21 protein-coding genes and 1 pseudogene are annotated in these 22,063 nt (G+C 60.4%); 14 read left to right on the top strand and 8 right to left on the bottom strand.

Annotated features, from left to right (window positions below; translation table 11 throughout):
* Positions 1–2 precede the first annotated feature (2 nt).
* The 5 genes from BLP23_RS21435 to BLP23_RS21455 all read left to right on the top strand — a co-directional run bounded on the left by BLP23_RS21435 (position 3) and on the right by BLP23_RS21455 (position 4,186).
* Complete coding sequence (locus tag BLP23_RS21435) at positions 3–860, top strand: glycosyltransferase (protein WP_092586837.1); 858 nt, start codon at positions 3–5, stop codon at positions 858–860.
* Positions 857–1,750: an NAD-dependent epimerase/dehydratase family protein gene (locus BLP23_RS21440; RefSeq protein WP_092586838.1), complete on the top strand. Its 894-nt coding sequence runs from the start codon at positions 857–859 to the stop codon at positions 1,748–1,750. Before BLP23_RS21435 ends, BLP23_RS21440 begins: the two co-directional genes overlap by 4 nt.
* Before the next feature lie 62 nt (positions 1,751–1,812).
* Entirely contained in the window at positions 1,813–2,409 is a 597-nt protein-coding gene (locus tag BLP23_RS21445) for a 5-formyltetrahydrofolate cyclo-ligase (RefSeq protein WP_092587047.1), read from the top strand.
* Positions 2,410–2,412: 3 nt separating this feature from the next.
* Positions 2,413–3,237 (top strand): TIGR00282 family metallophosphoesterase, encoded by an 825-nt coding sequence (locus BLP23_RS21450; RefSeq protein WP_092586839.1) that lies wholly within the window; start codon positions 2,413–2,415, stop codon positions 3,235–3,237.
* A 109-nt stretch (positions 3,238–3,346) separates the two neighbouring features.
* Positions 3,347–4,186: an MBL fold metallo-hydrolase gene (locus BLP23_RS21455; protein WP_092586840.1), complete on the top strand. Its 840-nt coding sequence runs from the start codon at positions 3,347–3,349 to the stop codon at positions 4,184–4,186.
* 40 nt (positions 4,187–4,226) lie between these two features.
* Here BLP23_RS21455 and BLP23_RS21460 read toward each other — a convergent pair whose 3' ends face one another.
* Positions 4,227–4,730, bottom strand: a complete 504-nt coding sequence (locus BLP23_RS21460; RefSeq protein WP_092586841.1) for a pyridoxamine 5'-phosphate oxidase family protein — start codon at positions 4,728–4,730, stop codon at positions 4,227–4,229.
* 175 nt (positions 4,731–4,905) lie between these two features.
* Here BLP23_RS21460 and BLP23_RS21465 point away from each other — a divergent pair, with 175 nt between their 5' ends.
* Positions 4,906–5,652, top strand: coding sequence for a YebC/PmpR family DNA-binding transcriptional regulator (locus BLP23_RS21465; RefSeq protein WP_092586842.1), 747 nt, complete (start codon positions 4,906–4,908; stop codon positions 5,650–5,652).
* A 232-nt stretch (positions 5,653–5,884) separates the two neighbouring features.
* Here BLP23_RS21465 and BLP23_RS21470 read toward each other — a convergent pair whose 3' ends face one another.
* Both BLP23_RS21470 and BLP23_RS21475 read right to left on the bottom strand, forming a co-directional pair.
* Positions 5,885–6,886 (bottom strand): LLM class flavin-dependent oxidoreductase, encoded by a 1,002-nt coding sequence (locus BLP23_RS21470; protein WP_092586843.1) that lies wholly within the window; start codon positions 6,884–6,886, stop codon positions 5,885–5,887.
* A 126-nt stretch (positions 6,887–7,012) separates the two neighbouring features.
* The gene (locus tag BLP23_RS21475) at positions 7,013–9,331 is read right to left on the bottom strand and encodes a methyl-accepting chemotaxis protein (RefSeq protein ID WP_092586844.1); all 2,319 of its coding nucleotides are present in this window, start codon (positions 9,329–9,331) and stop codon (positions 7,013–7,015) included.
* Between the two features lie 235 nt (positions 9,332–9,566).
* Between BLP23_RS21475 and ruvC the strand changes: the two genes are divergently transcribed.
* From ruvC to BLP23_RS21510, 7 genes and pseudogenes are all read left to right on the top strand, one after another.
* Positions 9,567–10,079 (top strand): crossover junction endodeoxyribonuclease RuvC, encoded by a 513-nt coding sequence (gene ruvC, locus BLP23_RS21480; RefSeq protein WP_092586845.1) that lies wholly within the window; start codon positions 9,567–9,569, stop codon positions 10,077–10,079.
* A 57-nt stretch (positions 10,080–10,136) separates the two neighbouring features.
* On the top strand, positions 10,137–10,400 hold the full coding sequence (locus tag BLP23_RS21485; RefSeq protein ID WP_092586846.1) for an AbrB/MazE/SpoVT family DNA-binding domain-containing protein: 264 nt from the start codon (positions 10,137–10,139) through the stop codon (positions 10,398–10,400).
* Complete coding sequence (locus tag BLP23_RS21490; RefSeq protein WP_092586847.1) at positions 10,378–10,797, top strand: type II toxin-antitoxin system VapC family toxin; 420 nt, start codon at positions 10,378–10,380, stop codon at positions 10,795–10,797. The genes BLP23_RS21485 and BLP23_RS21490 overlap by 23 nt, the downstream gene beginning before the upstream one ends.
* A gap of 11 nt (positions 10,798–10,808) precedes the next feature.
* On the top strand, positions 10,809–11,423 hold the full coding sequence (gene ruvA / locus BLP23_RS21495) for a Holliday junction branch migration protein RuvA (protein WP_092586848.1): 615 nt from the start codon (positions 10,809–10,811) through the stop codon (positions 11,421–11,423).
* Positions 11,424–11,499: 76 nt separating this feature from the next.
* Complete coding sequence (ruvB, locus tag BLP23_RS21500; protein WP_022715772.1) at positions 11,500–12,540, top strand: Holliday junction branch migration DNA helicase RuvB; 1,041 nt, start codon at positions 11,500–11,502, stop codon at positions 12,538–12,540.
* Positions 12,541–12,623: 83 nt separating this feature from the next.
* A pseudogene (locus tag BLP23_RS34655) lies at positions 12,624–12,886 on the top strand (NUDIX hydrolase); the annotation flags it as partial.
* A 55-nt stretch (positions 12,887–12,941) separates the two neighbouring features.
* A complete protein-coding gene (locus BLP23_RS21510; protein WP_092586849.1) occupies positions 12,942–13,505 on the top strand; it encodes a DinB family protein in 564 nt (187 codons plus the stop codon).
* On the opposite strand, the gene BLP23_RS21515 is transcribed toward BLP23_RS21510, so the two are convergent.
* The 5 genes from BLP23_RS21515 to BLP23_RS21535 form a co-directional block, all read right to left on the bottom strand.
* A complete protein-coding gene (locus BLP23_RS21515; RefSeq protein WP_092586850.1) occupies positions 13,502–14,881 on the bottom strand; it encodes a virulence factor family protein in 1,380 nt (459 codons plus the stop codon). The genes BLP23_RS21510 and BLP23_RS21515 overlap by 4 nt on opposite strands.
* The gene (mprF, locus tag BLP23_RS21520) at positions 14,878–17,481 is read right to left on the bottom strand and encodes a bifunctional lysylphosphatidylglycerol flippase/synthetase MprF (RefSeq protein ID WP_092587048.1); all 2,604 of its coding nucleotides are present in this window, start codon (positions 17,479–17,481) and stop codon (positions 14,878–14,880) included. Before mprF ends, BLP23_RS21515 begins: the two co-directional genes overlap by 4 nt.
* A 251-nt stretch (positions 17,482–17,732) precedes the next feature.
* Complete coding sequence (locus tag BLP23_RS21525) at positions 17,733–19,859, bottom strand: mechanosensitive ion channel family protein (RefSeq protein ID WP_092586851.1); 2,127 nt, start codon at positions 19,857–19,859, stop codon at positions 17,733–17,735.
* Positions 19,860–20,010: 151 nt separating this feature from the next.
* Positions 20,011–21,030, bottom strand: a complete 1,020-nt coding sequence (gene gnd / locus BLP23_RS21530; RefSeq protein ID WP_092586852.1) for a phosphogluconate dehydrogenase (NAD(+)-dependent, decarboxylating) — start codon at positions 21,028–21,030, stop codon at positions 20,011–20,013.
* A gap of 123 nt (positions 21,031–21,153) precedes the next feature.
* Positions 21,154–21,645 (bottom strand): SRPBCC domain-containing protein, encoded by a 492-nt coding sequence (locus BLP23_RS21535; RefSeq protein ID WP_092586853.1) that lies wholly within the window; start codon positions 21,643–21,645, stop codon positions 21,154–21,156.
* Between the two features lie 57 nt (positions 21,646–21,702).
* Here BLP23_RS21535 and BLP23_RS21540 point away from each other — a divergent pair, with 57 nt between their 5' ends.
* Positions 21,703–22,026 (top strand): ArsR/SmtB family transcription factor, encoded by a 324-nt coding sequence (locus tag BLP23_RS21540; RefSeq protein ID WP_092586854.1) that lies wholly within the window; start codon positions 21,703–21,705, stop codon positions 22,024–22,026.
* The last annotated feature ends 37 nt before the right edge of the window (positions 22,027–22,063 follow it).

A 22,063-nucleotide genomic window follows, 5' to 3' on the forward strand; every position in this document is an offset into this window, starting at 1 on the left:
GCATGGGGGTGACCGAGACCGGAGCGGCCATCTCATTAGGAGGCTCGCCTCAGCGCCACGCCTACATCACCCTCGTCACGAATGCCGACTATGCCAAGGGTGCGACCGCGCTTGTGCGCTCCCTGCTGCTCACGAAAACGTCGGCCGATATCGTCGTGCTGCACACCGGCGGCGTGGATGCAAGCGCCCTTGCCCCGCTTGCCGATCTTGGCTGCCGCCTCATTTCAGTCGCGCACCTGCCGCTTTCCAAAGCCTTCAACGAGCGTCATGCCCGCGGCGAGCTTCATTCCGCCGCCCCCTTCACGAAGGGCCGCAAGCCGGATTTTCATTCGCCGCTCGACAATTTCTGCAAGCTGCGCGTCTGGCAGCTGACCGAATATGAGCGCACCGTCTTCATCGATGCCGATGCTATCGTCTTGAAGAATACCGACAAACTCTTCGGCTACCCCGAATTCTCAGCAGCACCGAATGTCTATGAAACGCTTGCCGACTTCCGCCGCTTGAATTCCGGTGTCTTCGTCGCAAGGCCTTCCGAAGAAACCTTTGGCCGGATGCTCGCCATGCTCGACCAGCCGGATGCATTCTGGCGACGGACCGACCAGACCTTCCTCGAAGCCTTCTTCCCGGATTGGCACGGCCTCCCCGTCTATTTCAACATGTTGCAATATGTATGGTTCACCATGCCCGCGCTTTGGGACTGGAAGAGCATTTCGGTCCTGCATTACCAGTATGAAAAGCCATGGGAGAAGGATCATCCGAAGGCGGACAGGCTCAAACCGCTGATCGATCTCTGGCACTGCGTCCATGCCGGCAATGACCTGCCGGACCTTGCGTCAATGACGAACCCGGAGGCGAAATGAAGGTATTGGTATCCGGCGGAACAGGCTTGGTGGGACGCTATATCGTCGAGGAGCTGCTTGCCGCCGGGTATTCGGTCATCATCGGCGGACGCCGTGCGCCACTGCCACGCCTCTTCTCCCGTCCCGTCGAATTCGCACCGCTTTCGCTCGACCCCGATAAGGACCATATCGAGGCCTTCGACGATGCCTATTTCTACGTGCATGCCGCGCTCAGCCACCTGCCCGGCAAATATCGTGGCGGCGAAGGCGATGATCCGGGCAGCTTCCGTCGCCTAAACCTCGACGGCACCGTGAAGCTGTTCGACACCGCCAAGCGCGCCGGTACCCGCCGCTGCATTTTCATCTCCAGCCGCGCCGCCTATCAGGATGCAGCGCCCGGCACTGTTCTCACGGAAGACATGCTGCCGGAGCCCGATACGCTTTACGGAGAGGTGAAGCTCGCCGGCGAGCGAGCGCTCGCCGATCTGGCCGGACCGGGCTTTACAGCGGCCAGCTTGCGCGCCACGGGAGTCTACGGCGACCTGCTCCCGAACAAATGGACGGGTCTCATCGAGGATTACCTGAGCGGCAGGCGGGCACCCGTTCGAGCCGGAACGGAAGTTCACGGCCGCGACCTCGGCCGCGCCGTGCGCCTGATGCTGGAGACGGAAAGCGCCCGCATATCCGGCGAGGTCTTCAATGTTTCCGATCTTCTCGCCGATACCCGCGATATCTTGTCGGTCGTGCAACAGCAAACCGGCTGTCCCAATCCTCTGCCTGCATCGGCAGACAAGGCTGCCATCAATCGGATGAGCACCGAAAAGTTGCAAGCGCTCGGCTGGCTGCCGGGCGGCAAGGCCCTGTTCGAACAGACGGTCCGGCAACTGGTGGCCCCATTGCAGCTCTTGTGACACTAAGCTTCCGCCGCTTTCACAGGATTGCAATGGCCCGCCAGCCGTTTATGGTTCGCATTATGCAGCAGACGATATCCAAAGAACTGAAAGCTCAGATGCGCGCCGAACGGCTTGCGCTGCGCGACGCAATCCCGCCAGAGACGCGTATCGAGAAAAGCCTGGCAATGGCGGAGCACGCCGGCGAGGCCGTGGCTTTCGATCCCGGCACGATCATTTCGGGCTTCATGCCCATCCGCTCGGAGGCCGATATCCGGCCGTTGATGGCGCGCTTTGAGGCACGCGGCGCCCGCCTCTGCGTTCCCGCCATTCTCGACAAGCAGACGATCGTCTTCCGTGAGCTCCTGCGCAGCGCGCCTCTGGTTGCAACAGGCTTCGGCACTGCCGGACCGGGACAGGAGGCGACCGTTCTCGATCCGGAAATCATGCTCGTGCCGCTGTCGGCTTTCGACGATCGAGGCCATCGCATCGGCTATGGCGCCGGCCACTACGACCGCGCGATCGGCCGTTTGCGGCAAAAAGGCATGCATCCGAAGCTGATCGGCATTGCATTCGACTGCCAGGAAGTGGCACATGTGCCCGACGAGCCGCATGACATAAGCCTGGATGCCATCCTGACAGAAAGCGGCCTTCGCTTTTTTGCATCTTGGATCGGATAAGGAATGCGTCTGCTTTTTCTGGGTGACATGGTCGGCAAGACGGGGCGCACGGCTGTATGGGATCGCCTGCCCGGCTTGGTATCAGACCTGAAACTCGACTTCGTGATCGTCAACGGCGAAAATGCTGCCGGCGGTTTCGGCATCACGGAGGACATCTTCCTCGAGACGATCAATGCCGGCGCCGACGTCGTCACCACCGGAAACCACGTCTGGGACCAGAAGGAAGCGGTCGCCTTCGCGGGCCGCCACGACCAGTTCCTGCGCCCGGCGAACTATCCGCAGGGAACGCCCGGCCGCGGTTCAGGGCTCTTTTATGCGCGAAGCGGAGCACGCGTGCTCGTGGCAAACATCATGGGCCGCGTTTTCATGCATCCCGAGCTCGACGATCCTTTCAAATCCGCCGAAGCGATTCTCGATGCCTGCCCGCTGAAGGAACAGGCCGATGCGATCATCTTCGATTTTCATGCAGAGGCCACCAGCGAAAAGCAGTGCTTTGGCCATTTCGTCGATGGACGCGCCAGCTTCGTCGTCGGCACGCACACGCATGTGCCGACCGCCGACCACCAGATCCTCAACGGAGGCACGGCCTATATGTCGGATGCCGGCATGTGCGGCGACTACGACTCCTCGCTCGGCATGGACAAGGAAGAGCCACTCAACCGCTTCATTTCCAAGATGCCGAAGGGACGTATGGAAACCGCCACTGGCCCTGCCACGATCTGCGGTGTGGGCGTGGAGATTTCCGACGCCACGGGGCTTGCCGAAAAGATCGCGCCACTGCGGATTGGCCCGCGACTTTCCGAGACCATCCCGGAGTTCTGGCGCTGAGAACACCCGCCGGCAACACGCAATTGTGAGCGGCCCTGCCTGATTTCGGCTGGACCGATGCGTCCCCTTGTCGCATCCTCGCCGCACCGTGACAGCGCCGGAGGGTGGCATGAAGCCGCAATTGCTTATCCTCGCTATCGCATGCCTTGTGCCTCTTGCCCTGCCCCATGCAGCCGCCGCGCAAGGGGAACGGAAGCCCGTTAGCCAATGCCAGGCGATCGCACAGGCAATCCCCAAGACCAGATTTGCAAGCTTTTCCGGTGAGACGCCGATCGTGCCGGCGGTTTCGGAAGGCGATGATGTCAAGCTGACCTTCCTGGGACATTCCACCTTCGAAATCGAAACGCCGGGCGGCATCGTCATCGCAACGGATTTCAACGGCTGGTACCGGCCGGCCGTGACACCCGACGTGGTGACGATGAACCGGGCGCACTCCACGCATTACACGCTGACCCCGGATCCGGCGATCAAGCAGGTGCTGCACGGCTGGAGCGATGTGCCCGGAGAAAAGGCCGACATCGACCTGATGGTCGGCGACACTTATATCCGCAACGTCACCACGGATATCCGCGGTGGCTATAGCGCTGCGCAGCAGGATGGAAATTCGATCTTCATCTTCGAGATCGCCGGGCTCTGCATCGGCCATCTCGGCCATCTGCATTATGAGCTAACCGATGCCCACTACACCGAGATCGGCCGCCTGGACATCGTCATGGTGCCGGTCGATGGCGGCCTCACCATGGGCGCCGACAGCATGAGCCGCATTATCAAGCGGCTGCGCTCGTCGCTGATACTGCCGATGCACCGCCGCGGTCCGCCGGTCGAGCGCTTCGTGTCGATGTTCGGCAATGATTTCGATATCAGCTACGCGCCGGACGACACGATCACCGTTTCCATGCGCTCCCTGCCCAAGAAGCCGCTGATTTATGTGATGAAGGGCGCTCAATAGAGAAGACCCGAAAGCCAGAGACCTCCGGGTTTTGCCCGTATCAGGCAAATTGCAGATGCCGCTTGATGCCCACTTCCGGCATCTTGTCATCGCTGAGATTGGCCTTCGCGATCTCCCAGCCAAACTTCAGCTTGCTGCCGGTCGAAACCCAGATTTCGGCGTCGTCCACATGCATGACAAGCATCGTCAGCTTCGGATCTTTCTTGCCCTCCTCGTACCAGGCGGCAACCACCGAATCCCAATATTGCTCGATCCTGGAAGGATCCGGCCGGACCTCGATCTTGCCTGCCAGGCACGCGTGGTAATCGTGATCCTTGCCGATGACGCAGAAATGCGCACGCATTCCCGGTTTGACGGCGCGGACGATGTCGGCATCCGATTTGGTATAGAACCAGATGGTATTGGTCTTCGGATCGGCATGCGGAGCCATCGGCTGCATGTGCATGTCGGCGCCATCGATGCCGAGCATTCCTGCGGAAACATCGTTCACCTGATCCCAAAGCTGCCGTGCCGGATGATCGCGCGCTTCACTAAAGCTTGCCATGGCCTTCCCCTTCCGTTCGGGCTTTTCAAGCCTTCAAACGTCACGTCTGCCGCTTTGTTCCGTAGCTTTTGGCCTTCCTGGGGACACGGAGACAAGCTGCTTTCCGCTTGAATGCAGCCCGCTTCGCTCTTATAAGGCCGTCCATTCCGAACAATGAGACGTGAACAGGGGTGCCATGGCTGGCCATTCACAGTTTAAAAACATCATGCATCGCAAAGGCCGTCAGGATGCCGTGCGGTCGAAAATGTTCTCCAAGCTTGCGCGCGAAATCACCGTTGCCGCCAAGGCCGGCCTGCCCGACCCGACGATGAACGCCCGCCTGCGCCTGGCAATCCAGAACGCCAAGGCACAGTCCATGCCGAGGGACAACATCGACCGCGCCATCAAGAAGGCCGCAGGTGCCGAAAGCGAGAATTACGACGAAGTCCGCTACGAGGGTTACGGTCCGGGAGGCACGGCGATCATCGTCGAAGCGCTGACCGACAACCGCAACCGCACCGCATCCAACGTCCGCTCGATCTTCACGAAGGCCGGCGGCGCGCTCGGCGAAACCGGCTCGGTTTCCTTCTCCTTCGACCACGTCGGTGAGATCACCTACAAGCCATCCGCCGGCGATGCCGACACGGTCATGGAAGCCGCGATCGAGGCCGGCGCCGATGACGTCGAGACCGACGAGGAAGGCCACACCATCACCTGCGCCTTCGAATCCCTCGGCGAAGTCGCCAAGGCCCTGGAAGGCGCGCTTGGCGAAGCTGAAACCGTCAAGGCCGTCTGGCGCTCCCAGAACAACGTGCCAGTGGACGAAGAAAGGGCCCAGTCGCTGATGAAGCTCATCGACAGCCTGGAAGACGATGACGACGTGCAGAACGTCTATTCGAACTTCGAAGTTTCCGAGGAAGTGCTTGCCAAGCTTTCGGCCTGAGCATTCGAACGACGATCAAAAGACCCGGCTGCGGAAACGCTGCCGGGTCTTTTGTTTTCAGGAGTGATGCAGAGTAACGCAGCCCTTGTGCAACCACCCGCTACATCCTGGGCTCCCTCACACTCCTATGCTTGTCACAGGAGCCCAGTGCCCAAGTCCTTGGGCGCTGCCGAAGACGCTCATTCAAAGGAATGAGGAAAGAAGCCGGTCAGCGCTTCGCAGCTCCAGGACATCAAGCCGCAACACGCATGAAATTCCCAAGTCCCGCAAACAGCTCGACCGACTTCAGCCGCGCCTCGATGTCGTGGATCGGCATGGAGATGATGAGTTCGTCCGCCCCTGTCTCCTTCAGGAATTCGGTGAGCTTCGCCTCTGACGTCTTCGGCGAACCCACGACCGCATAGCGCAGCGTGTGCTCGACATTCAGTTTCTCCATCTGCGACCAGAAGCCCTCCATGTCCTCGACCGGCCGCGGGAACGGACCACGGACGTTGCGGCGCAGGTTGACGAACTGCTGCTGAGCAGAGGTGAAATGATATTGCGCCTCCTCGTCCGTCGGCGCGACGGAACCCATGACGCCGGCCATGACGTAAGGCTGGTCGAGCGAGGCCGAGGGTTGGAACTTGCTGCGGTAGATATCGATCGCATCGAGCAGCGAATCCGGCGCGAAATGCGAGGCGAAGGCATAGGGCAGGCCGAGCATCGCCGCGAGCTGTGCGCTATAAAGACTGGAGCCGAGAAGCCAGATCGGCACATGCGAATTGTGGCCCGGAACGGCAAGGATCGCCTGGTTCTCGACCGGCGCGCCTAATAACTGCTGCAGCTCGACGATATCGTTCGGAAAGTTGTGGGCGCCTGTCTCCAGATTTCGGCGGAGCGCCTGTGCCGTGCGCATGTCCGTACCCGGTGCGCGGCCGAGCCCGAGATCGACCCGGCCCGGAAAAAGCGCCGCCAATGTGCCGAACTGCTCGGCGATCACCAGCGGTGAGTGATTGGGCAGCATGATTCCGCCCGAGCCGATACGGATCCGTTTCGTTGCGGCACCGACATGGCCGATGACCACCGCAGTCGCCGCACTTGCAACCCCCGGCATGCCGTGATGCTCCGCCAGCCAGAAGCGCTTGTAGCCGCACTCCTCCGCCTTCTGCGCCATGCGCGCCGAGCCTTCGAAGGATTGCTGGATCGTCGTGCCTTCGGCAACGGGCGAAAGATCGAGAATGGAAAAGGGGACCATAGGAAAACCTGCCGGTGATTGGAAGGACAGGTCTATGTAGGTTCTGGAATCGCTCATTCCAAATCCCGCGGACGAAGAAAGGGGCCGGCTTCCCGACCCCCGATCTCTTCGCTTCGCTTTCTCCGTTTATCGGCGTTGCCGGAGAACGTGAACCTCGGCGCTGTGATGGTAATGGTCGTGAGGCAGCGAAAAATTGCCAAGCTGACGGTCCATCTCGACAGCCTCGGCCGCAAGGCGGTGGATCGCGGCTGTCGTTTCCTCGACCATGGCGGCATTCTGCTGCGTCATCGAATCGAGCTCGGAAACGGACGTGTTGATCTGGCGGAGCGTATCGGCCTCTTCGCGGGTCGATTCCATAATCTCGTTAATTTGGCCGTTGATCGCTTCCACATGGCTGCCGATGCCGGTCAGAGCCACGCCTGCCCGCTCGACAAGCGCCACGCCGGTCTCGACTTCGTGGGTCGACTTCTGCAGCAGGCTCGCGATTTCCTTGGCTGCGCTCGAGGAGCGCTGCGCCAGCTCGCGCACTTCCATTGCCACAACCGCGAACCCCTTGCCGGATTCCCCGGCGCGGGCTGCTTCGACGCCGGCATTAAGCGCCAGCAGATTGGTCTGGAAGGCGATGTCGTCGATGACGGAGATGATCGTGTTGATCTGACGCGAGGAGGATTGGATTGCTTCCATCGCTGCAATTGTCTCGCGCATGATCTGGCTGGAGCCGGTGGTCTCCTTCTTCGCGTCGCGGGCAATGCGCTCCGCCTGTTCGGCGCGTTGGATCTGGGCGCGAACGGACTGGGTGATCGCGTCGATCGCATTGGCCGTTTCAGTTATCGAAGCAGCCTGGCGCTCGGTGCGTCCGGCAAGGTCGTCGGCTCCGGTCCGCATCTCCTCCGAGCCCGACCGTACAGCCATAGAGTTGCCGCCGATCGCCGTCATCGTTTCGCTGAGCGTGGCGAGCGCCTCGTTGAAGTTGACGCGCAGGCTTTCAAGCTCGTTGGGGAAGCGCGTTTCGATCTGATAGGCAAGATCGCCGTTCGCCAGATGGTGCAGACCCTCGTCCAGTGCCTGGACGACATCCTGCAAGGTTTTCGCTTCCGCTTCGCGCAGAGCAAGGTTTTCCTGACGGTCGCGCTCGGCACGGGCGCGGGTTTCGGCGCTTGCCGCTTCCAGCTCGCGGCTTTCGATCAGTGATTGCCTGAAGCGGGCGAGAGCCTTGGCCATCGTGCCGATCTCGTCCTGGCGGGTCTGACTGCCTATCTCGACATCCAGCTTGCCGTCGGCCACATCGCGGGTATTTCCAGCGAGGCGGGAGAGCGGCGAAAAGAGCAGCTTGGTGATGAGGCCGGTGGCGATCGCCATGACGACAAGCGCTGCAAGGCCGATCATTGTCAGCAGCGTCGCGATCTCGATCGAACCAGCATTGAGCTCACTGACGAGGACGCTTTCGACGACGAGGAACCGCTCGCCCTGATAAGTGATAGAGCGGACATAGGCCCGGGCGGTACCGTCGGGGCGCGCAAAATCGTCGACCATCATGCCGTTGCTGCTTGCAAGCGCATCCTTCATGAAGGTGAACGGCGCCGTGTCGAGCGTTGCAAGCCGGCCTCCGGCATTGAGCCCCACGGCAGAACCGTCACTGGAAATAATGGCCGCCTGAGCCGTGCTGCCGGAAACGATCCCCTTTGCCAGGATGCTGGTGATGATATCGTCGCGCACCTTGAAGAGGATGATGCCCTTCGGCTGACCGAGCTTGATGATCGGCACTGCGTAGAAGATCGCCGACGTGCCTTTGGAGGCATCAACGCGCAGGCCCGAAAATGCGGTCGGCGCGGAAGCGTCCGTCGCCTTCCCCGTGTTCTCGATCGCCTTTGCAAACGCAATACCCGCACCTGTCGCCTTCCATGCATCAGCCTTCAGGTTTTCGGCAAAATTGTCGTCCTTCTTGTACGAATAGAGGACCGAGCCATCGAGATCGGCGATCAGCAGGTCGCTGAAAGCGGTATTCTCCAGGTCGCGTGCAACTTCACCCTGCGTCTTTTCGTGGTTGGAATAGTAGAAGCCGCTCGGACCTTCGGGCTTCATCAGCTTTTCACGTTGATCGGCCGGATTCGGATTGTTGGTGATGAACACCTTCTTGAGTTCGCCGCGCGCGTCGCCCGAGGATTTTTCGATCGTCTTCCAGCCGCTCTTCAGGCTGGTAATCGACATCTGTAGCGCCTCGATGCGCGCGATGGAACTCGCCTGATTTTCGAGCTGTCCCAATTGATCCTGCAGCATGTCGCCGCGGAAGATGAGAACGCTTTCCTTGGCCTTCAGCGCCTGCGCATCCGAAATGCGGCTGCTGGTGAAATAGCCGAGAACACTGATCGTGCTCACAGCCAGTGCCGTAAGCAGGATGAATGTCGCGATAACCTTAAAGGACAGGGACTGAAATCTCTGAGCCATGACAACGAACCCTTCCGGAGCGGCTTGCCGGCAGCGCAAATCCGCCACCTTGACCGAAAACAGAACACGGGGAGCCTTAACCCTTTGCAAAAAGGCAGCTCCTCTCACATTTGAAGGGGTAGCTTTCAGGCATTGGATTTAATTCGTGGTAAACGGCGCCTTATAAAGGGACGTAATGTTTTTGTTTTGTTCACATATCGGTGGCAGTTATTTTGCAACCGCAATAAGGTGAGCCATGCAAAATACGATTCGCATCATCGGCATCGACCCGGGCCTTCGCCGCACCGGCTGGGGAATTATCGACACACTCGGCAATTCGCTACGCTTCGTGGCCTCCGGAACGGTGACCTCGGACGGCGAGATGGACCTCGCCTCCCGCCTCTGCCAGCTGCATGACGGGCTCGCCGAAATCGTGCATGACTACAAGCCGGATGAGGCAGCGGTCGAGCAGACTTTCGTCAACAAGGATGCGGTTGCGACGCTGAAGCTCGGTCAGGCCCGCGGCATCGCGATGCTCGTGCCGGCACGCGCCGGGCTCCAGGTATCGGAATATGCACCCAACGCCGTCAAGAAGGCCGTCATCGGCGTCGGCCACGGCGAAAAGCAGCAAATCCACATGATGCTGAAAATCCTGATGCCGAAAGTCGAATTCAAGGGCAACGACGCCGCTGACGCGCTTGCCATTGCCATCTGCCACGCCCATAACCGCGGCAGCAGCCGGATGCGTCAAGCGGCATTGGCCGGCTGACATGCGTTCTTGACTTGTTCTCTTTTTATATCTAGGTAATACATACGAGGTATTACCATGCGTGTCACCGAAAAGGGCCAAGTGACGATCCCGAAGGAGATTCGCGACCGATTAGGGATCGTCCCTGGATCGGAAGTGGATTTCATCGCCTCCGGAGCGGGCGCCGTACTCGTCAAGATTGAGAAGGGCGGAGCAGATCCGATTCGCAATTTCGATGATTGGGCGCGCCGCGTTCAAGGAACGGTTGATCTCGGCGCAATGACGACAGATGAGTATATCGAATGGTTGAGGGGCCCGCGTGACGATCTCGACCCTCGTTGACAGCAATATCTTTATCGACATCCTGGGGCCTGATACTGCCGAACGGCAGTGGTCTCTGAAGTCCCTGAAGCAATGCGTGATTGACGGTGATCTGGTAACGAACGTCGTTATCTGGTCGGATCTTGCCGCCTCGCCTTTGTCCGAGGAGCAGTTGACGTCTGCTTTGTCGTGGCTCGATGTGAAGCGAGAAGCCGTGCCTTTCGAGGCGGCCTTTCGTGCCGGCAAAGCACACCGCCTATATCGGCGAGCTGGCGGTCAGCGCGAAAGGATACTTCCCGATTTTCTGGTCGGAGCTCATGCCGATTGGCGCCGGCATCGGCTGCTGACGCGAGACGCTTTCCGTTACCGTTCCTATTTCCCATCGCTCGATCTCATCACCCCCGAAACCCATCCCTGACGGACCCCTTCATGATCGGCAAGCTCAAAGGCACCATCGACGAAATCGGCGACGATCATGTGCTCGTCGACGTGCACGGCGTTTGTTACGCCGCCCATTGCTCCGGCCGTACGCTATCGAGACTCGGTTCGCCGGGAGAGGCTTGCGTGCTCTTCATCGAGACCTATGTGCGCGAAGACCAGCTGAAGCTCTTCGGCTTCATGACCGCGCTGGAACGCGAATGGTTCAACCTGCTGCAAAGCGTCCAGGGTGTCGGCGCGAAGGTCGCGCTCGCCATTCTCTCCATCCTGACGCCAAGCGAACTGGCCAATGCGATCGCACTGCAGGACAAAACGGCCGTCTCCCGCGCACAGGGGGTTGGCCCGAAGGTTGCGGTCCGTATCGTAACCGAATTGAAGAACAAGGCGCCCGCCTTTGCCGGCGAGGCGATCAATATCGGCCTCAAGCAGGAACTCGGTGAAGGTGTTGCGTCGGCCCCGGTTTCCGATGCCGTCTCGGCCTTGACGAACCTTGGCTATTCACGTGATCAGGCAGCCAACGCCGTCGCTGCGGCCATGAAGACGGCAGGCGAAGGTGCCGACAGTGCCAAGCTGATCAGGTTGGGTCTCAAGGAGCTCGCGCGTTAAATCGGCCGTGATTTGATGCAAAAGCGGACTGCGTCATGTATGGGTTGAATCCCTATCAAACTGGAAGATTGCCAAGATGAGTGAACCCGCGCGCCTGATATCGCCGGAAAAGCGGGGCGAAGACCTGGATGTGACGCTACGCCCGCAGTCGCTTGATGAGTTCACCGGCCAGGCGGAGGCGCGTGCGAACCTGAAGGTCTTCATCGAGGCCGCCAAGAACCGCGGCGAGGCGCTGGACCATGTCCTCTTCGTAGGGCCGCCGGGCCTCGGCAAGACGACGCTCGCGCAGATCATGGCCAAGGAGCTCGGCGTCAACTTCCGCTCGACCTCGGGTCCGGTCATCGCCAAGGCAGGCGACCTTGCCGCGCTGCTGACGAATCTCGAAGAGCGCGACGTCCTCTTCATCGATGAAATCCACCGCCTGAATCCGGCCGTCGAGGAAATTCTCTATCCGGCGATGGAAGACTTCCAGCTGGACCTTATCATCGGCGAAGGCCCGGCCGCCCGCTCGGTGAAGATCGATCTCTCGAAATTCACCCTCGTCGCCGCGACCACGCGTCTCGGCCTCTTGACCACGCCGCTCCGCGACCGCTTCGGCATTCCGGTGCGACTGAGCTTCTATACGGTGGAAGAACTGGAACTGATCGTGCGCCGCGGCGCCCGTCTCATGAACCTGCCGATCGTCGACGACGGCGCCCGCGAAATTGCGCGGCGCGCCCGGGGCACGCCGCGCATCGCCGGCCGCCTTCTTCGCCGCGTGCGCGATTTCGCCGAAGTCGCCAAGGCCGAAGCCGTTACCCGCGAGATAGCCGACGAAGCGCTCACCCGCCTGCTTGTCGACAGTGTCGGCCTCGACCAGCTCGACAAGCGCTATCTCAACATGATTGCCGTCAATTTCGGCGGCGGCCCCGTCGGCATCGAGACGATCGCCGCCGGCCTTTCCGAACCGCGCGACGCGATCGAGGACATCATCGAGCCCTACATGATCCAGCAGGGCTTCATCCAGCGCACGCCGCGTGGCCGCGTACTGACTGCAACCGCCTGGAAGCATCTCGGCCTGCAGCCACCGAAGGACCTGGAGGCCGCGCAGTTCCGGCTGTTTCAGGAAGACGATTGAGTGATCCCGTGACGCGGATATCTGGAGATTCTCGGCGGCAGTGTCGCGGGCTTCGCGGCGCTAGGTGGTTATGCCCATGAGCCTGGCACGAGCTTGGCTTTTCGTTACCTGATGGAAATCCCGCCCAAGTTTCCATTCAAGTCCGGCGAGATCATCCACCGATCGAGGATGGTGGCAATTATCTCGAGTTCAAATGGGTGCCTGCGAGACGCGGAGCCCTGTCCGCGCCGGATATTCCGCCTATTTCATCGCTGAAGAAATGGAGACGTTGCCAGCCTCGCCGCACCATCTTGTCTGGCGCGATTGGAATCTGGATGGCAACGATCAAGCAGACTGCAAACATTGACGCCACATAGATCTGCGCCTTAGCTACGCCCCATTCGCAATGAGGAGGACGCGCCATGCCGAATTTCGATCCGTGCCGGGTGTTCCGCAAACTTTCTTATAACAACGCGCTTGCGAACCATCGCCTACTGGCTGCCTGCGCGTCCCTGCGCCCGGGCGAGTTCGAGGCGAAGCGCGTGAGCTTCTTTCCCTCGATCAAGTCGACGCTCAACCACCTTATCACCGTTGACTGGTTCTATGTCGACGCGCTCGAGGGCGGCACGCTTGGTCCGAAAGCCTGGGAGGTCGAAGAGCCCTTCGATACGGTTGGCTCGCTTGCTGCCGAACAGCGCAAGGTCGATCAGCGCCTCGTTGCCGTTTGCGAAGCCCTGACCCCGGAAGGGCTTGCAGCGGTGATCGATCTTCAGCGCATCGGCCGCCTCCAGAAAGAGCGGGTGGACGACGTGCTGAGCCACCTCTTCCAGCATCAGACGCATCATCGCGGCCAGGTGCATGCGATGCTCGCCGGAACCTGCGTAAAGCCGCCGCAGCTCGACGAATTCATCGTCGATGACGACGCGAAGTTCCGCAGTGTTGAGATCGCCGCCCTCGGCTGGAGCGAGGAGGCGCTGATGCGTTAATCGGCAAGCTGCGCCTTCAGCCGGTCCACGATCGTCTTGGTCAGTAGATCGTAGTTCTCGTCGAAATGGTGATCGCCCGGCAGCTCGACGACGTCGGCGGCGCTATCCTTCAATGCGGGGCAGGCAACCTCGTCATCGTCGTCCTTGCCGTAGATGCATTGCACAAGCTTGGGGTCGATAGCTTTCAGATCATCAACCGGGTCGCCGGCAGCACCCTCCGTCTTCTGGCCGAGCCAGCCCATGACGGAAATCACATAGTCCACCTCGTGGGAGAGCGAGAGCAGCGACACCTGGGCGATCGCCGCTTTGTCCGCGGCTTTGAGCCTGTTGTAGGTGGCGGGCACGATATCGGCACCGAAAGAGTAACCGATCAGAAGAACGTGCTTTACCTTCCATTGCTTGCGATAGAATTCGATGATCTTCGCCAGGTCGTCGGCCGTCTCCTGGGGCTGGCGTTCTGACCAGAAATAGTGAAGGGAGTCGACTCCGATGACAGGAATGCCCTCTTTCTGCAGCGCCGCACCGACTTCCTTGTCAATGTCGCGCCAGCCGCCATCGCCGGAATAGATGATGGCCATGGTGTCGATGGACGGCTTGGCCTCGAGCACGGCAAGCGGCAATCCGAGCGGATTGTCCGCGCTTCCGGAAGCGGCGATCAGGTCGTCCAGAGTGTCGGAAAGAGCCGTTTCGGCATCATCCCCGACATCGCGGATCTCAATTTCCGGATGATCCTGCTTCAGCGCTTCGACATGCGTACGCCCATCTTTCGTTGCAGCGGACGTGAAGGCAGCGGTGATGGGGTTCGGAAGGCTACCTTCGGTGAGGCCGTAGACGATTCGGTCACCCACCGTCTTTTTCGATGCCGGCGTGCAAAGCTGCTGGGTCAGCGGAATGCCGGCAACCGGATCCACGACCAGCGTTTGGCCGATCGTCGCATCCGGCGTCTGCGCTGCAATCGCCAGTGCCAATGCGCCGCCTTCGGCGATACCGGCGATGATCGGCAGATGATAGGCGCTGTTGCCGGCAGCCCGCTGCACCTGCTGGCTGAGCGACTCGATGTCGGAAACCAGATAGATGCAGCCGTCATTCTCGCTGATGTCATATTTGCGCAACGCATCCATATAGGACGGGAAGTCGACACCGATTACGACGGCTCCCTCCTGCACCAGACTGTCGGCCTCCGCCTTTTCCGTGTCGCCCCAGCCAGCGCCGTCCGAAATCAGCATCACCGCGCCTTTGACATCGCCGTCCGGCAAAAAGATGTGCGGTGAAGGAATAAGCCCGGTTTCAAAGCGTTGCGTGGTTTCCTCGGCAGCGACGGCCGGGGCCGTCATCGCGAAAGCGCACAAGGCTGAGAGCAGATATCTTCTGATCATTTCCTGACGACTCCCTTCAATCCGCCGCCGATGAGAAGTGTCGCGTCCATCAACGCGATCATCGGATTGCCCCCTCCTGAAACCGCAAGATAGCGCGGCTGCCAGTGCGGATGAAACTTTGATTTGAATGCCCGAAGGCCTTTGAAATTGTAAAAGCGCTCGCCGTGTTCGAAGACGGTGCTGCCGATCCGGTCCCAGACGGGTGCCGTCTCGCGCTTGGACATGCCGGAAAGCGGCGCCATGCCAAGGTTGAAGTGCGTGTAGCCTTCACCGCGCAGATATTCCATGATCCGTACGAAGAGGAAGTCCATCGATCCCTTGGGCGCCTCGGGCGAAAAGCGCATAAGGTCAATCGTACCTTCCGACTTCGTTTCGGTGACGAGGATATTGGCAAAGGCAACGATCCTACCGTCCTTCTTCAAGACGCCGACCGGCTGGACGCTCACGTAGTCCGCCTCGAAGGCACCGAGCGAGAAGCCTTTCTCCTTGGCGTTGTGATGTTCGAGCCAGGCATTGGAAACCGCAGAGAGCTCGTCGATGATACCCGCTACCTTCTCGGGGGGGATGACTTCGAATTCCAGCCCGTCGCGCTGCGCGCGCGCCGCCGTCTGCCGCAGGTTTGCCCATTTGCCGCCCTTCAGTTCAAAATTCATCAGATCGGCAACGGCCAGTTCGCCGAGCTTGAACGCACGCAGGCCCGCATCGGCGCAGTGGGAGAGAAGCGCTGGAGAAATCTGGTAGAACACGGCCCGGCAACCGGCAGCGCGTGCCGCCTCGACGAAGCGCCAGACGAGTTCCGGCCTTGCGTGCTTTGCCCCTATGGGATCAAAGAGTGCGATCCAGGAGCGCCCCTGCCGGCCATACATGATGAAGGCATCGCCCTCCTCGGAAAACATGATGCTCTTGTCGCCCATGCGCACGAGATTGGCATCGGCATCATTCTGCGTCCTGACGATCTCGACCGCGCGCCGGAGCGCCTCCTCCGTCGCAGGCTCCGGCTTGAAGGTGGCGGGGCGCAGCAGGCTGAAGATCGCGATTGCCGACGAAATGATCGTGAGGCCGAGAACGGCACGCAACCCGCGCGGCGCCTCGCCGGTGAATTCGAACTGCCACCAGAGCTCGTTGCTGTATTCCACATCGCGGTAGACGAAAAGCAGGATGACGACCGCGCCCACGCAGATCACCGCGATCGCCGTCAACCATGATGCTGTCAGCGTCTGGTTAAGCAGTGAGGCATGACGGGTGAAGAGCCGGCGGCTGACAAAGAGGCTGGAAATAAGGAAGGCAAGGAACACCGCTTCGACAAGCGCTACGGCCTTGAGCAGCGAAAGCGCTAGCGCAGCAAGTGCGGCGATAACCGCCACCAACCAGGCGCCATCGAGCCGCTGGCCAAGACCGCGCGCGGCAACCAGTAGCGCAAGACCCATCAGGCTCGAGAGGAAATGCGCTCCTTCGACGATCGGCAGCGGCAGATAGCTGGCGAGGAATTCCAAGTTCTGGTCCGGCGTCGGCGTGACGCTCGAAAAGATCAGCATGACGCCGAGCAGCAGCGTAAGCGCCGAAAGCAGCTGCGGCGTCAGCCGTCCGCCGATGCGCCGGATGCTGGACGCCGCCGGATGATCGACAAAGCGCCGAAATTCGGTTGCCGACACCGCGAGCACGGCGATCAGAAGCGGCAGCACATGATAGATCAGCCGGTAAAGGACAAGCGAGCCGAGAACCGCGTCGATATTCACCGCGCTGCCGAGCGAAGCGATGATGACGGTCTCGAAAACACCGAGACCCGCCGGAACATGACTGAGCACCCCGAGCCCGACAGCAATCGCATAGACGGCAAGGAACACCGGCCAGCCGATCGCCGTTTGCGGCAGCAGAACATAAAGAACTGTGGCTGAAGCTGCGATATCGAAGGCGGTCACCAGGAACTGGCGCGACCATGTGCGCGAATCCGGCAGGCGGATTGCTATCGGGCCGATGTGCATCGCCCGACCGTCGCGTCCAAGCACGAGGAGCCCACCAAGAGCCGCGATGATCACGCCCGCGACCAGCCGGAGCAGCAATGCGCTCGTTCCCACCAAAGGTGCGATTTCATCGGCGATGATCATCAATGCGATCGATGCGACCCCTGCCAGGCCAAGCCCGAAGGACAGCGTGACGAACGCAATGACGCGGCCGATATCTTCCGGCGTCAGGCCGAGACGCGAATAGGCGCGATAGCGAATCGCCCCACCGCTCAACGCGCCGAAGCCCGCCGTGTTGCCGACCGCATAAGCGCTGAAAGCCGTCAGGGCTACATGCGGAAATGGCAGCCTCTTGCCGATGTAGTCTATGGCATTGAGATCGTAGACGATCAGCGCCAGGAAGCTCAATCCGGTAAAGAGAAGCGCAAGCAGAATGGCGCTGGGGCGCGTATTGGCGAGCGCTGCGACGACGTCCTCGTAGCGCACCTCATCCGTAAGCTGGACGACGGCATATCCGACGATACAGAAAACAAGGAGCGTGGCGAGCGCCACCAAGTGGGGCCGATAGCGCCGCAAGAACCCGCGCGCACCCCGGCTCTCCGCGTCTTCGATCTCTTCCAAGCTGCCGTCACTCGCCATCTCTACCTGCCGCTTTGCCGTCTGGCGGATCATTCCGGGAGACGAAGCATACGCGGCATTCAAGCTCTGCGAGCTAATACCGGACGATACCCCACCGCCGTCATTTGCGTCTCACTCGGCTTGAATTGGGGCAGAATTAGCGCCGTCAAACGCAATGAAACATTGCATTTTCGTAAGGTTTGACAATCCAAGAGCAAGATCAGCCAGGGCCTGCGTCCGTGCCGCACATTCCGACACAAGCCTCGGAATATTCAGCTCACGGGCTCGCTCGCGGTATCCGGTTTTTGTACCATATGGCGCGCCGCCGCCGCACGCGCCTCGGCCTCGCGCCCATCGCCGGCGACCTGTACGGTAGGCACCGCGAACTCAATGCCATTCTCCTTGAAGGCATTGCGGATCATCGCCAGTGCGTTGCGGCGGATGACGAATTGCTCGCCCGGCTTGGTCATCATGGCCAGCCGGAGCTCAATCGCGAATTCGCCGAATTGTTCGACGCCCTTCATCTTCAGCGTCTCGATGATATGCGGCCCGAATTCGGGATTTTCGAGCAATTGCTGTCCGATCTGCTTGATGACCTTCTTCGCTTTCACGAGGTCAGTATCGTAGGTCACGTTGAGACTGATCTTGTCGATCGTCCAGTCGCGGTTGAGGTTTTTGACCGCGCCAAGTTCGCCGAAGGGCACGGTCGTCAGTGGTCCGCGGTGATGGCGGAGTTTCACTGATCGCAGGCTGAAGGACTCGACGACGCCCTTGTGGCTGCCGCTCTCGATATACTCACCGACGCGGAAGGCATCGTCCCACAGATAGAACATGCCACTGATGACATCCTTGACGATCGCTTGTGCTCCAAAACCCACCGCGACGCCGACGACGCCGGCACCGGCGATCAAGGGCGCGATCTGGATGTTGAGACCGGCGAGCACCATCAAGACGGCAATAACGGCGATAACGACTGCAAGAATGTTACGAAAAATCGGCAGCAGCGTTTGCAACCGCGCGCGCCTCGCCTTTTCCTCATCCGTGGCGCCATCGGCAAGCGGGGCATCCGCAAGCTTGCTGTTGATAAAGGCCTTCACGAGATGCCAGAGCAGATCGGCTGCAAGCAGAATGACGACACCGCCGATGACGCCGCGAGCGATGCGATCCACCATCGTCTCCCCGGCGGCCATCGTATCGGCTCCGACGCCAATCATCCGCCCCAGCCAGACAGCTGCCAACGCAATGATGACCGCCCTGACGCCGCGGTCAAGCAATACTGCTGCCATGCTGCGCTTTGCAAGAAAACCCGCTTCAGCCTGATGCAGCGCACGGACAGAAATCGTAGCGATGGCGAGCACTTTCGGCAATATCAGCGCGTAGATGCCGAGCCAAAGCAACCCGGCGAAGCCGGTGACCCACAGCACCCAAAGAAAGACGAAATAAAGCGTCAGCGCCCAGGATGTCGTAGGACTGCGGCGTGCACCATTTGCCGGACGCGACCAAACAGCCTCGGCGGCAATCAGAAACAATCCGATACCAAGAACATAGGCAACGAAATAGCGCGATGCGCTGGAAAAGCCGAGCGGCGCCAATACCTGGATGACGGCCCACCCGAAGGCGAAATAGATGACGAATACCGCCGAGCGCCGGAACCAGAAAAGCGCTTCTGCACGGGAGACCTCGCGTTCACCATCGGCCCTTGGAAGCGTCACCAAAGCAACCAGCAGCCGTCCAAGCGAGATAACAACGCGTGCGGCCACCAGCGCAATCGTCACGGCGATCGCCATCGACTGACTGACCGGCGGCCAGTTCAACACAAGAAGCGCTACGAGAGTTGCGATCATGAAGACGATAGCAGGTACGAGGCGATAGAACAGATTGACCCCTGCCTGATAAAGCCCCGCCGGCTCCTCGGCATCCACGCGCCGAATGCGCGGGCGCGGCGCAACCGCACGGAAAAGCAATTCGGCCAGGGGACCTGCAAGGAAAAGAGCCACGGTCTGAACCAGAATCCGGCCGACGCCTACGGGCTCCACCTCGCGGTCGACAATATCGGATGCGCTTGCGACCTCTGCCGGCAGGGTCATTGGGGCTTGCGACACCATCTCGACATGACGGCGTACGTGCCCGAGCAAATCCGAAAGCACGGACATCTGCTCTTCAGGCGCGGCTGCGGCTGGAGCAGATGGCGCCGCATTTGTCTGCGCCGACATCCATTTCTGGACTTCGGGGGCCTGCATCAGTTCCATTATCTGGCGCACTTTGTCCGGCGGCGGCCCGGCCGGATCCGCGCCAGGTGCTGGCGTCTGCCCACTACTCGCGCTGGAAAGGGCCGTCAAAATCACCAAAGAGAGAAGAAACGCCCAAAGACCGCGCCCCACGAACCTTGAACCCGACATGATGCCGCCCCTCCGGTGTGACCCCGCATCAACCATATCGCGTGCACAGCCATAGGCAATGGGCCGATGAAAAACCCCGGAAGGTTGTTGTCCAACTTTACGGGGTCAGTTCACCGAGGGTGCGGGCTTGTAGCGCTTGAGGCTTGGGGCCTCAGGCTTTCGGCTTTTCCACATGGCCGCCGAAGCCGGCGCGCATGGCGGAAAGCACCTTATTGGCGAATTCATCATTGTCGCGCGAGGAAAAACGGCCATAGAGCGCAGCGCTCAGCACCGGCGTCGGCACGCTTTCGTCGATAGCTGCCATGATCGTCCAGCGGCCTTCGCCGGAGTCCGAAACGCGGCCGGCAAATTTCATTAGCGCCGGATCGGCATGCAGCGCGTCCGAGGTCAAATCGAGAAGCCACGAGGTGATGACGCTGCCGCGCCGCCATACTTCAGCGACATCCTGCAGGTTGAAGTCGTAACGGTAGTGCTCCGGGTGGGAGAGAGGCGCGGTTTCGGCATCCGCTTCATGCGCCGCAGCACCGATATTCGCGCGCTTCAGGATGTTCAGCCCCTCGGCATAAGCGGCCATCAGGCCGTATTCGATGCCGTTGTGAACCATTTTGACGAAATGGCCCGCGCCGTGAGCACCGCAATGCAGATAGCCCTGCTCCGCCGTGCTGTTCGGGTCAGGCGCGCGGTTTGCCGACGGCGGCGTGGTGCCGGCGCCAGGGGCCAGCGAGGCGAAGATCGGCGAAAGGCTCTGCACGATGCCCTTTTCGCCGCCGATCATCAGGCAATAGCCACGCTCCAGACCGAAGACGCCGCCGCTGGTGCCGACATCGACATAGTGGATGCCCTTGGTGATCAGCTCGGCGCCGCGGCGGATATCGTCGTGATAATAAGAATTGCCGCCATCGATGATGATGTCGTCGTCGTGCAGCAGCGGCACGAGCTGGGCAATCACCTTGTCGGTGATGGCGGCCGGCAACATCAGCCAGACGGCGCGCGGGCGGGAAAGCTTCGAGACGAACTCCTCGAGAGAGGCGCAGCCGACCGCGCCTTTTGCGACGAGATCGGCGACGCTCTCCGGCTTCGTGTCATAAACGACACATTCATGGCCGTCGCGCATCAAGCGCTGGACCATAAAATTGCCCATACGGCCCAAACCCACCATGCCAAGCTGCATCTGAAATCTCCTGGAATCCAATCACTACAATAGTTCCGGAAACTAGCACCCACAGTGCAGCAGACAAGCGAGGTCTCTATCACATTAAGGCGAAGGCGGCTCCCATGATGGCTGGTATTGTCATTAGAGCGCCTCGTAGTCTGGAGCCTCCGCAGGCTCGCCGCGCATCTCGCTGAGGAACATGCCCTCCCGAAGATTGATGCCGTATTCGACGAAGGCCTTCATGCAGCAGAGCATGTTGGCCCAGCCCTCGCAGTTGAGATAGGTGCCGCGCCGGCCGGCCTCGTCTTCGTGCCAGCCATTCTCGGAGATCGTCACCATCGTTCCGCCGTCCTCCAGCGGATCAAATTTCATCTCGACTGTCGTTTTGTAGCGAACCTTGTTTTCGTCCGTGCCACCATCCCAGCGAAGCAAGATCAGGCGCTCCGGAACGAGATCGACCACTTCGACCGGCGAATCCTTCCACCAGGTTACCGTCGTACCCTTGACGAGTGGTGCGCTCGCCCCGCCGATAGTCGTGAAATAGCTCGAGAGCTTCTTCGGGTTGACCACCGCATCGAATACTTCTGCGACCGGACGTCCGATCCGTCCGCCGACACGAATAATGAGGGACATTGCAACTTCCTCCTCATTTCGATTGTGATAATCACCATTATGTTATAAAAATATAACATGTCAAGCGAATCGGATAACGACCCTGTTTTCAAGGCACTGGCCCACTTCCGGCGCCGTGAAATCCTCGACATTCTGAAAGAAGGTCCGCGCACCACCGGCATGCTCTGCGAAACCTTCGCAGACATGGATCGCTGCACAGTCATGCAGCATCTGAAGGTTCTCGAAGAAGCCGACCTCGTTGTCCCGAAGAAGGAGGGCCGCGAGCGCTGGAACCATCTCAACAGCCTGCCGATCAAGCATATCTATGACCGCTGGATCAGTACTTATGCGGGACATGCGCTATCGATACTGGACAGGCTGAAGGGCGATCTGGAGGGATAAACTCGAAACGAAACGGGCGCCGAAGCGCCCGTTTCGC

The organism is Rhizobium mongolense subsp. loessense (assembly GCF_900099775.1).
GTDB lineage: Bacteria > Pseudomonadota > Alphaproteobacteria > Rhizobiales > Rhizobiaceae > Rhizobium > Rhizobium loessense.

Excerpts from the sequence above, each read along its gene's own strand:
- ruvB (WP_022715772.1), top strand. The coding sequence starts at position 11,500 with ATGAGTGAACCCGCGCGCCTGATATCGCCGGAAAAGCGGGGCGAAGAC.
- BLP23_RS21435 (WP_092586837.1), top strand. The coding sequence starts at position 3 with ATGGGGGTGACCGAGACCGGAGCGGCCATCTCATTAGGAGGCTCGCCT.
- BLP23_RS21515 (WP_092586850.1), bottom strand. The coding sequence starts at position 14,881 with ATGATCAGAAGATATCTGCTCTCAGCCTTGTGCGCTTTCGCGATGACG.
- BLP23_RS21525 (WP_092586851.1), bottom strand. The coding sequence starts at position 19,859 with ATGTCGGGTTCAAGGTTCGTGGGGCGCGGTCTTTGGGCGTTTCTTCTC.
- ruvC (WP_092586845.1), top strand. The coding sequence starts at position 9,567 with ATGCAAAATACGATTCGCATCATCGGCATCGACCCGGGCCTTCGCCGC.
- BLP23_RS21485 (WP_092586846.1), top strand. The coding sequence starts at position 10,137 with ATGCGTGTCACCGAAAAGGGCCAAGTGACGATCCCGAAGGAGATTCGC.
- BLP23_RS21475 (WP_092586844.1), bottom strand. The coding sequence starts at position 9,331 with ATGGCTCAGAGATTTCAGTCCCTGTCCTTTAAGGTTATCGCGACATTC.
- mprF (WP_092587048.1), bottom strand. The coding sequence starts at position 17,481 with ATGGCGAGTGACGGCAGCTTGGAAGAGATCGAAGACGCGGAGAGCCGG.
- BLP23_RS21535 (WP_092586853.1), bottom strand. The coding sequence starts at position 21,645 with ATGTCCCTCATTATTCGTGTCGGCGGACGGATCGGACGTCCGGTCGCA.
- BLP23_RS21540 (WP_092586854.1), top strand. The coding sequence starts at position 21,703 with ATGTCAAGCGAATCGGATAACGACCCTGTTTTCAAGGCACTGGCCCAC.
- BLP23_RS21460 (WP_092586841.1), bottom strand. The coding sequence starts at position 4,730 with ATGGCAAGCTTTAGTGAAGCGCGCGATCATCCGGCACGGCAGCTTTGG.
- BLP23_RS21450 (WP_092586839.1), top strand. The coding sequence starts at position 2,413 with ATGCGTCTGCTTTTTCTGGGTGACATGGTCGGCAAGACGGGGCGCACG.
- gnd (WP_092586852.1), bottom strand. The coding sequence starts at position 21,030 with ATGCAGCTTGGCATGGTGGGTTTGGGCCGTATGGGCAATTTTATGGTC.
- BLP23_RS21440 (WP_092586838.1), top strand. The coding sequence starts at position 857 with ATGAAGGTATTGGTATCCGGCGGAACAGGCTTGGTGGGACGCTATATC.
- BLP23_RS21445 (WP_092587047.1), top strand. The coding sequence starts at position 1,813 with ATGCAGCAGACGATATCCAAAGAACTGAAAGCTCAGATGCGCGCCGAA.
- ruvA (WP_092586848.1), top strand. The coding sequence starts at position 10,809 with ATGATCGGCAAGCTCAAAGGCACCATCGACGAAATCGGCGACGATCAT.
- BLP23_RS21465 (WP_092586842.1), top strand. The coding sequence starts at position 4,906 with ATGGCTGGCCATTCACAGTTTAAAAACATCATGCATCGCAAAGGCCGT.
- BLP23_RS21470 (WP_092586843.1), bottom strand. The coding sequence starts at position 6,886 with ATGGTCCCCTTTTCCATTCTCGATCTTTCGCCCGTTGCCGAAGGCACG.
- BLP23_RS21510 (WP_092586849.1), top strand. The coding sequence starts at position 12,942 with ATGCCGAATTTCGATCCGTGCCGGGTGTTCCGCAAACTTTCTTATAAC.
- BLP23_RS21455 (WP_092586840.1), top strand. The coding sequence starts at position 3,347 with ATGAAGCCGCAATTGCTTATCCTCGCTATCGCATGCCTTGTGCCTCTT.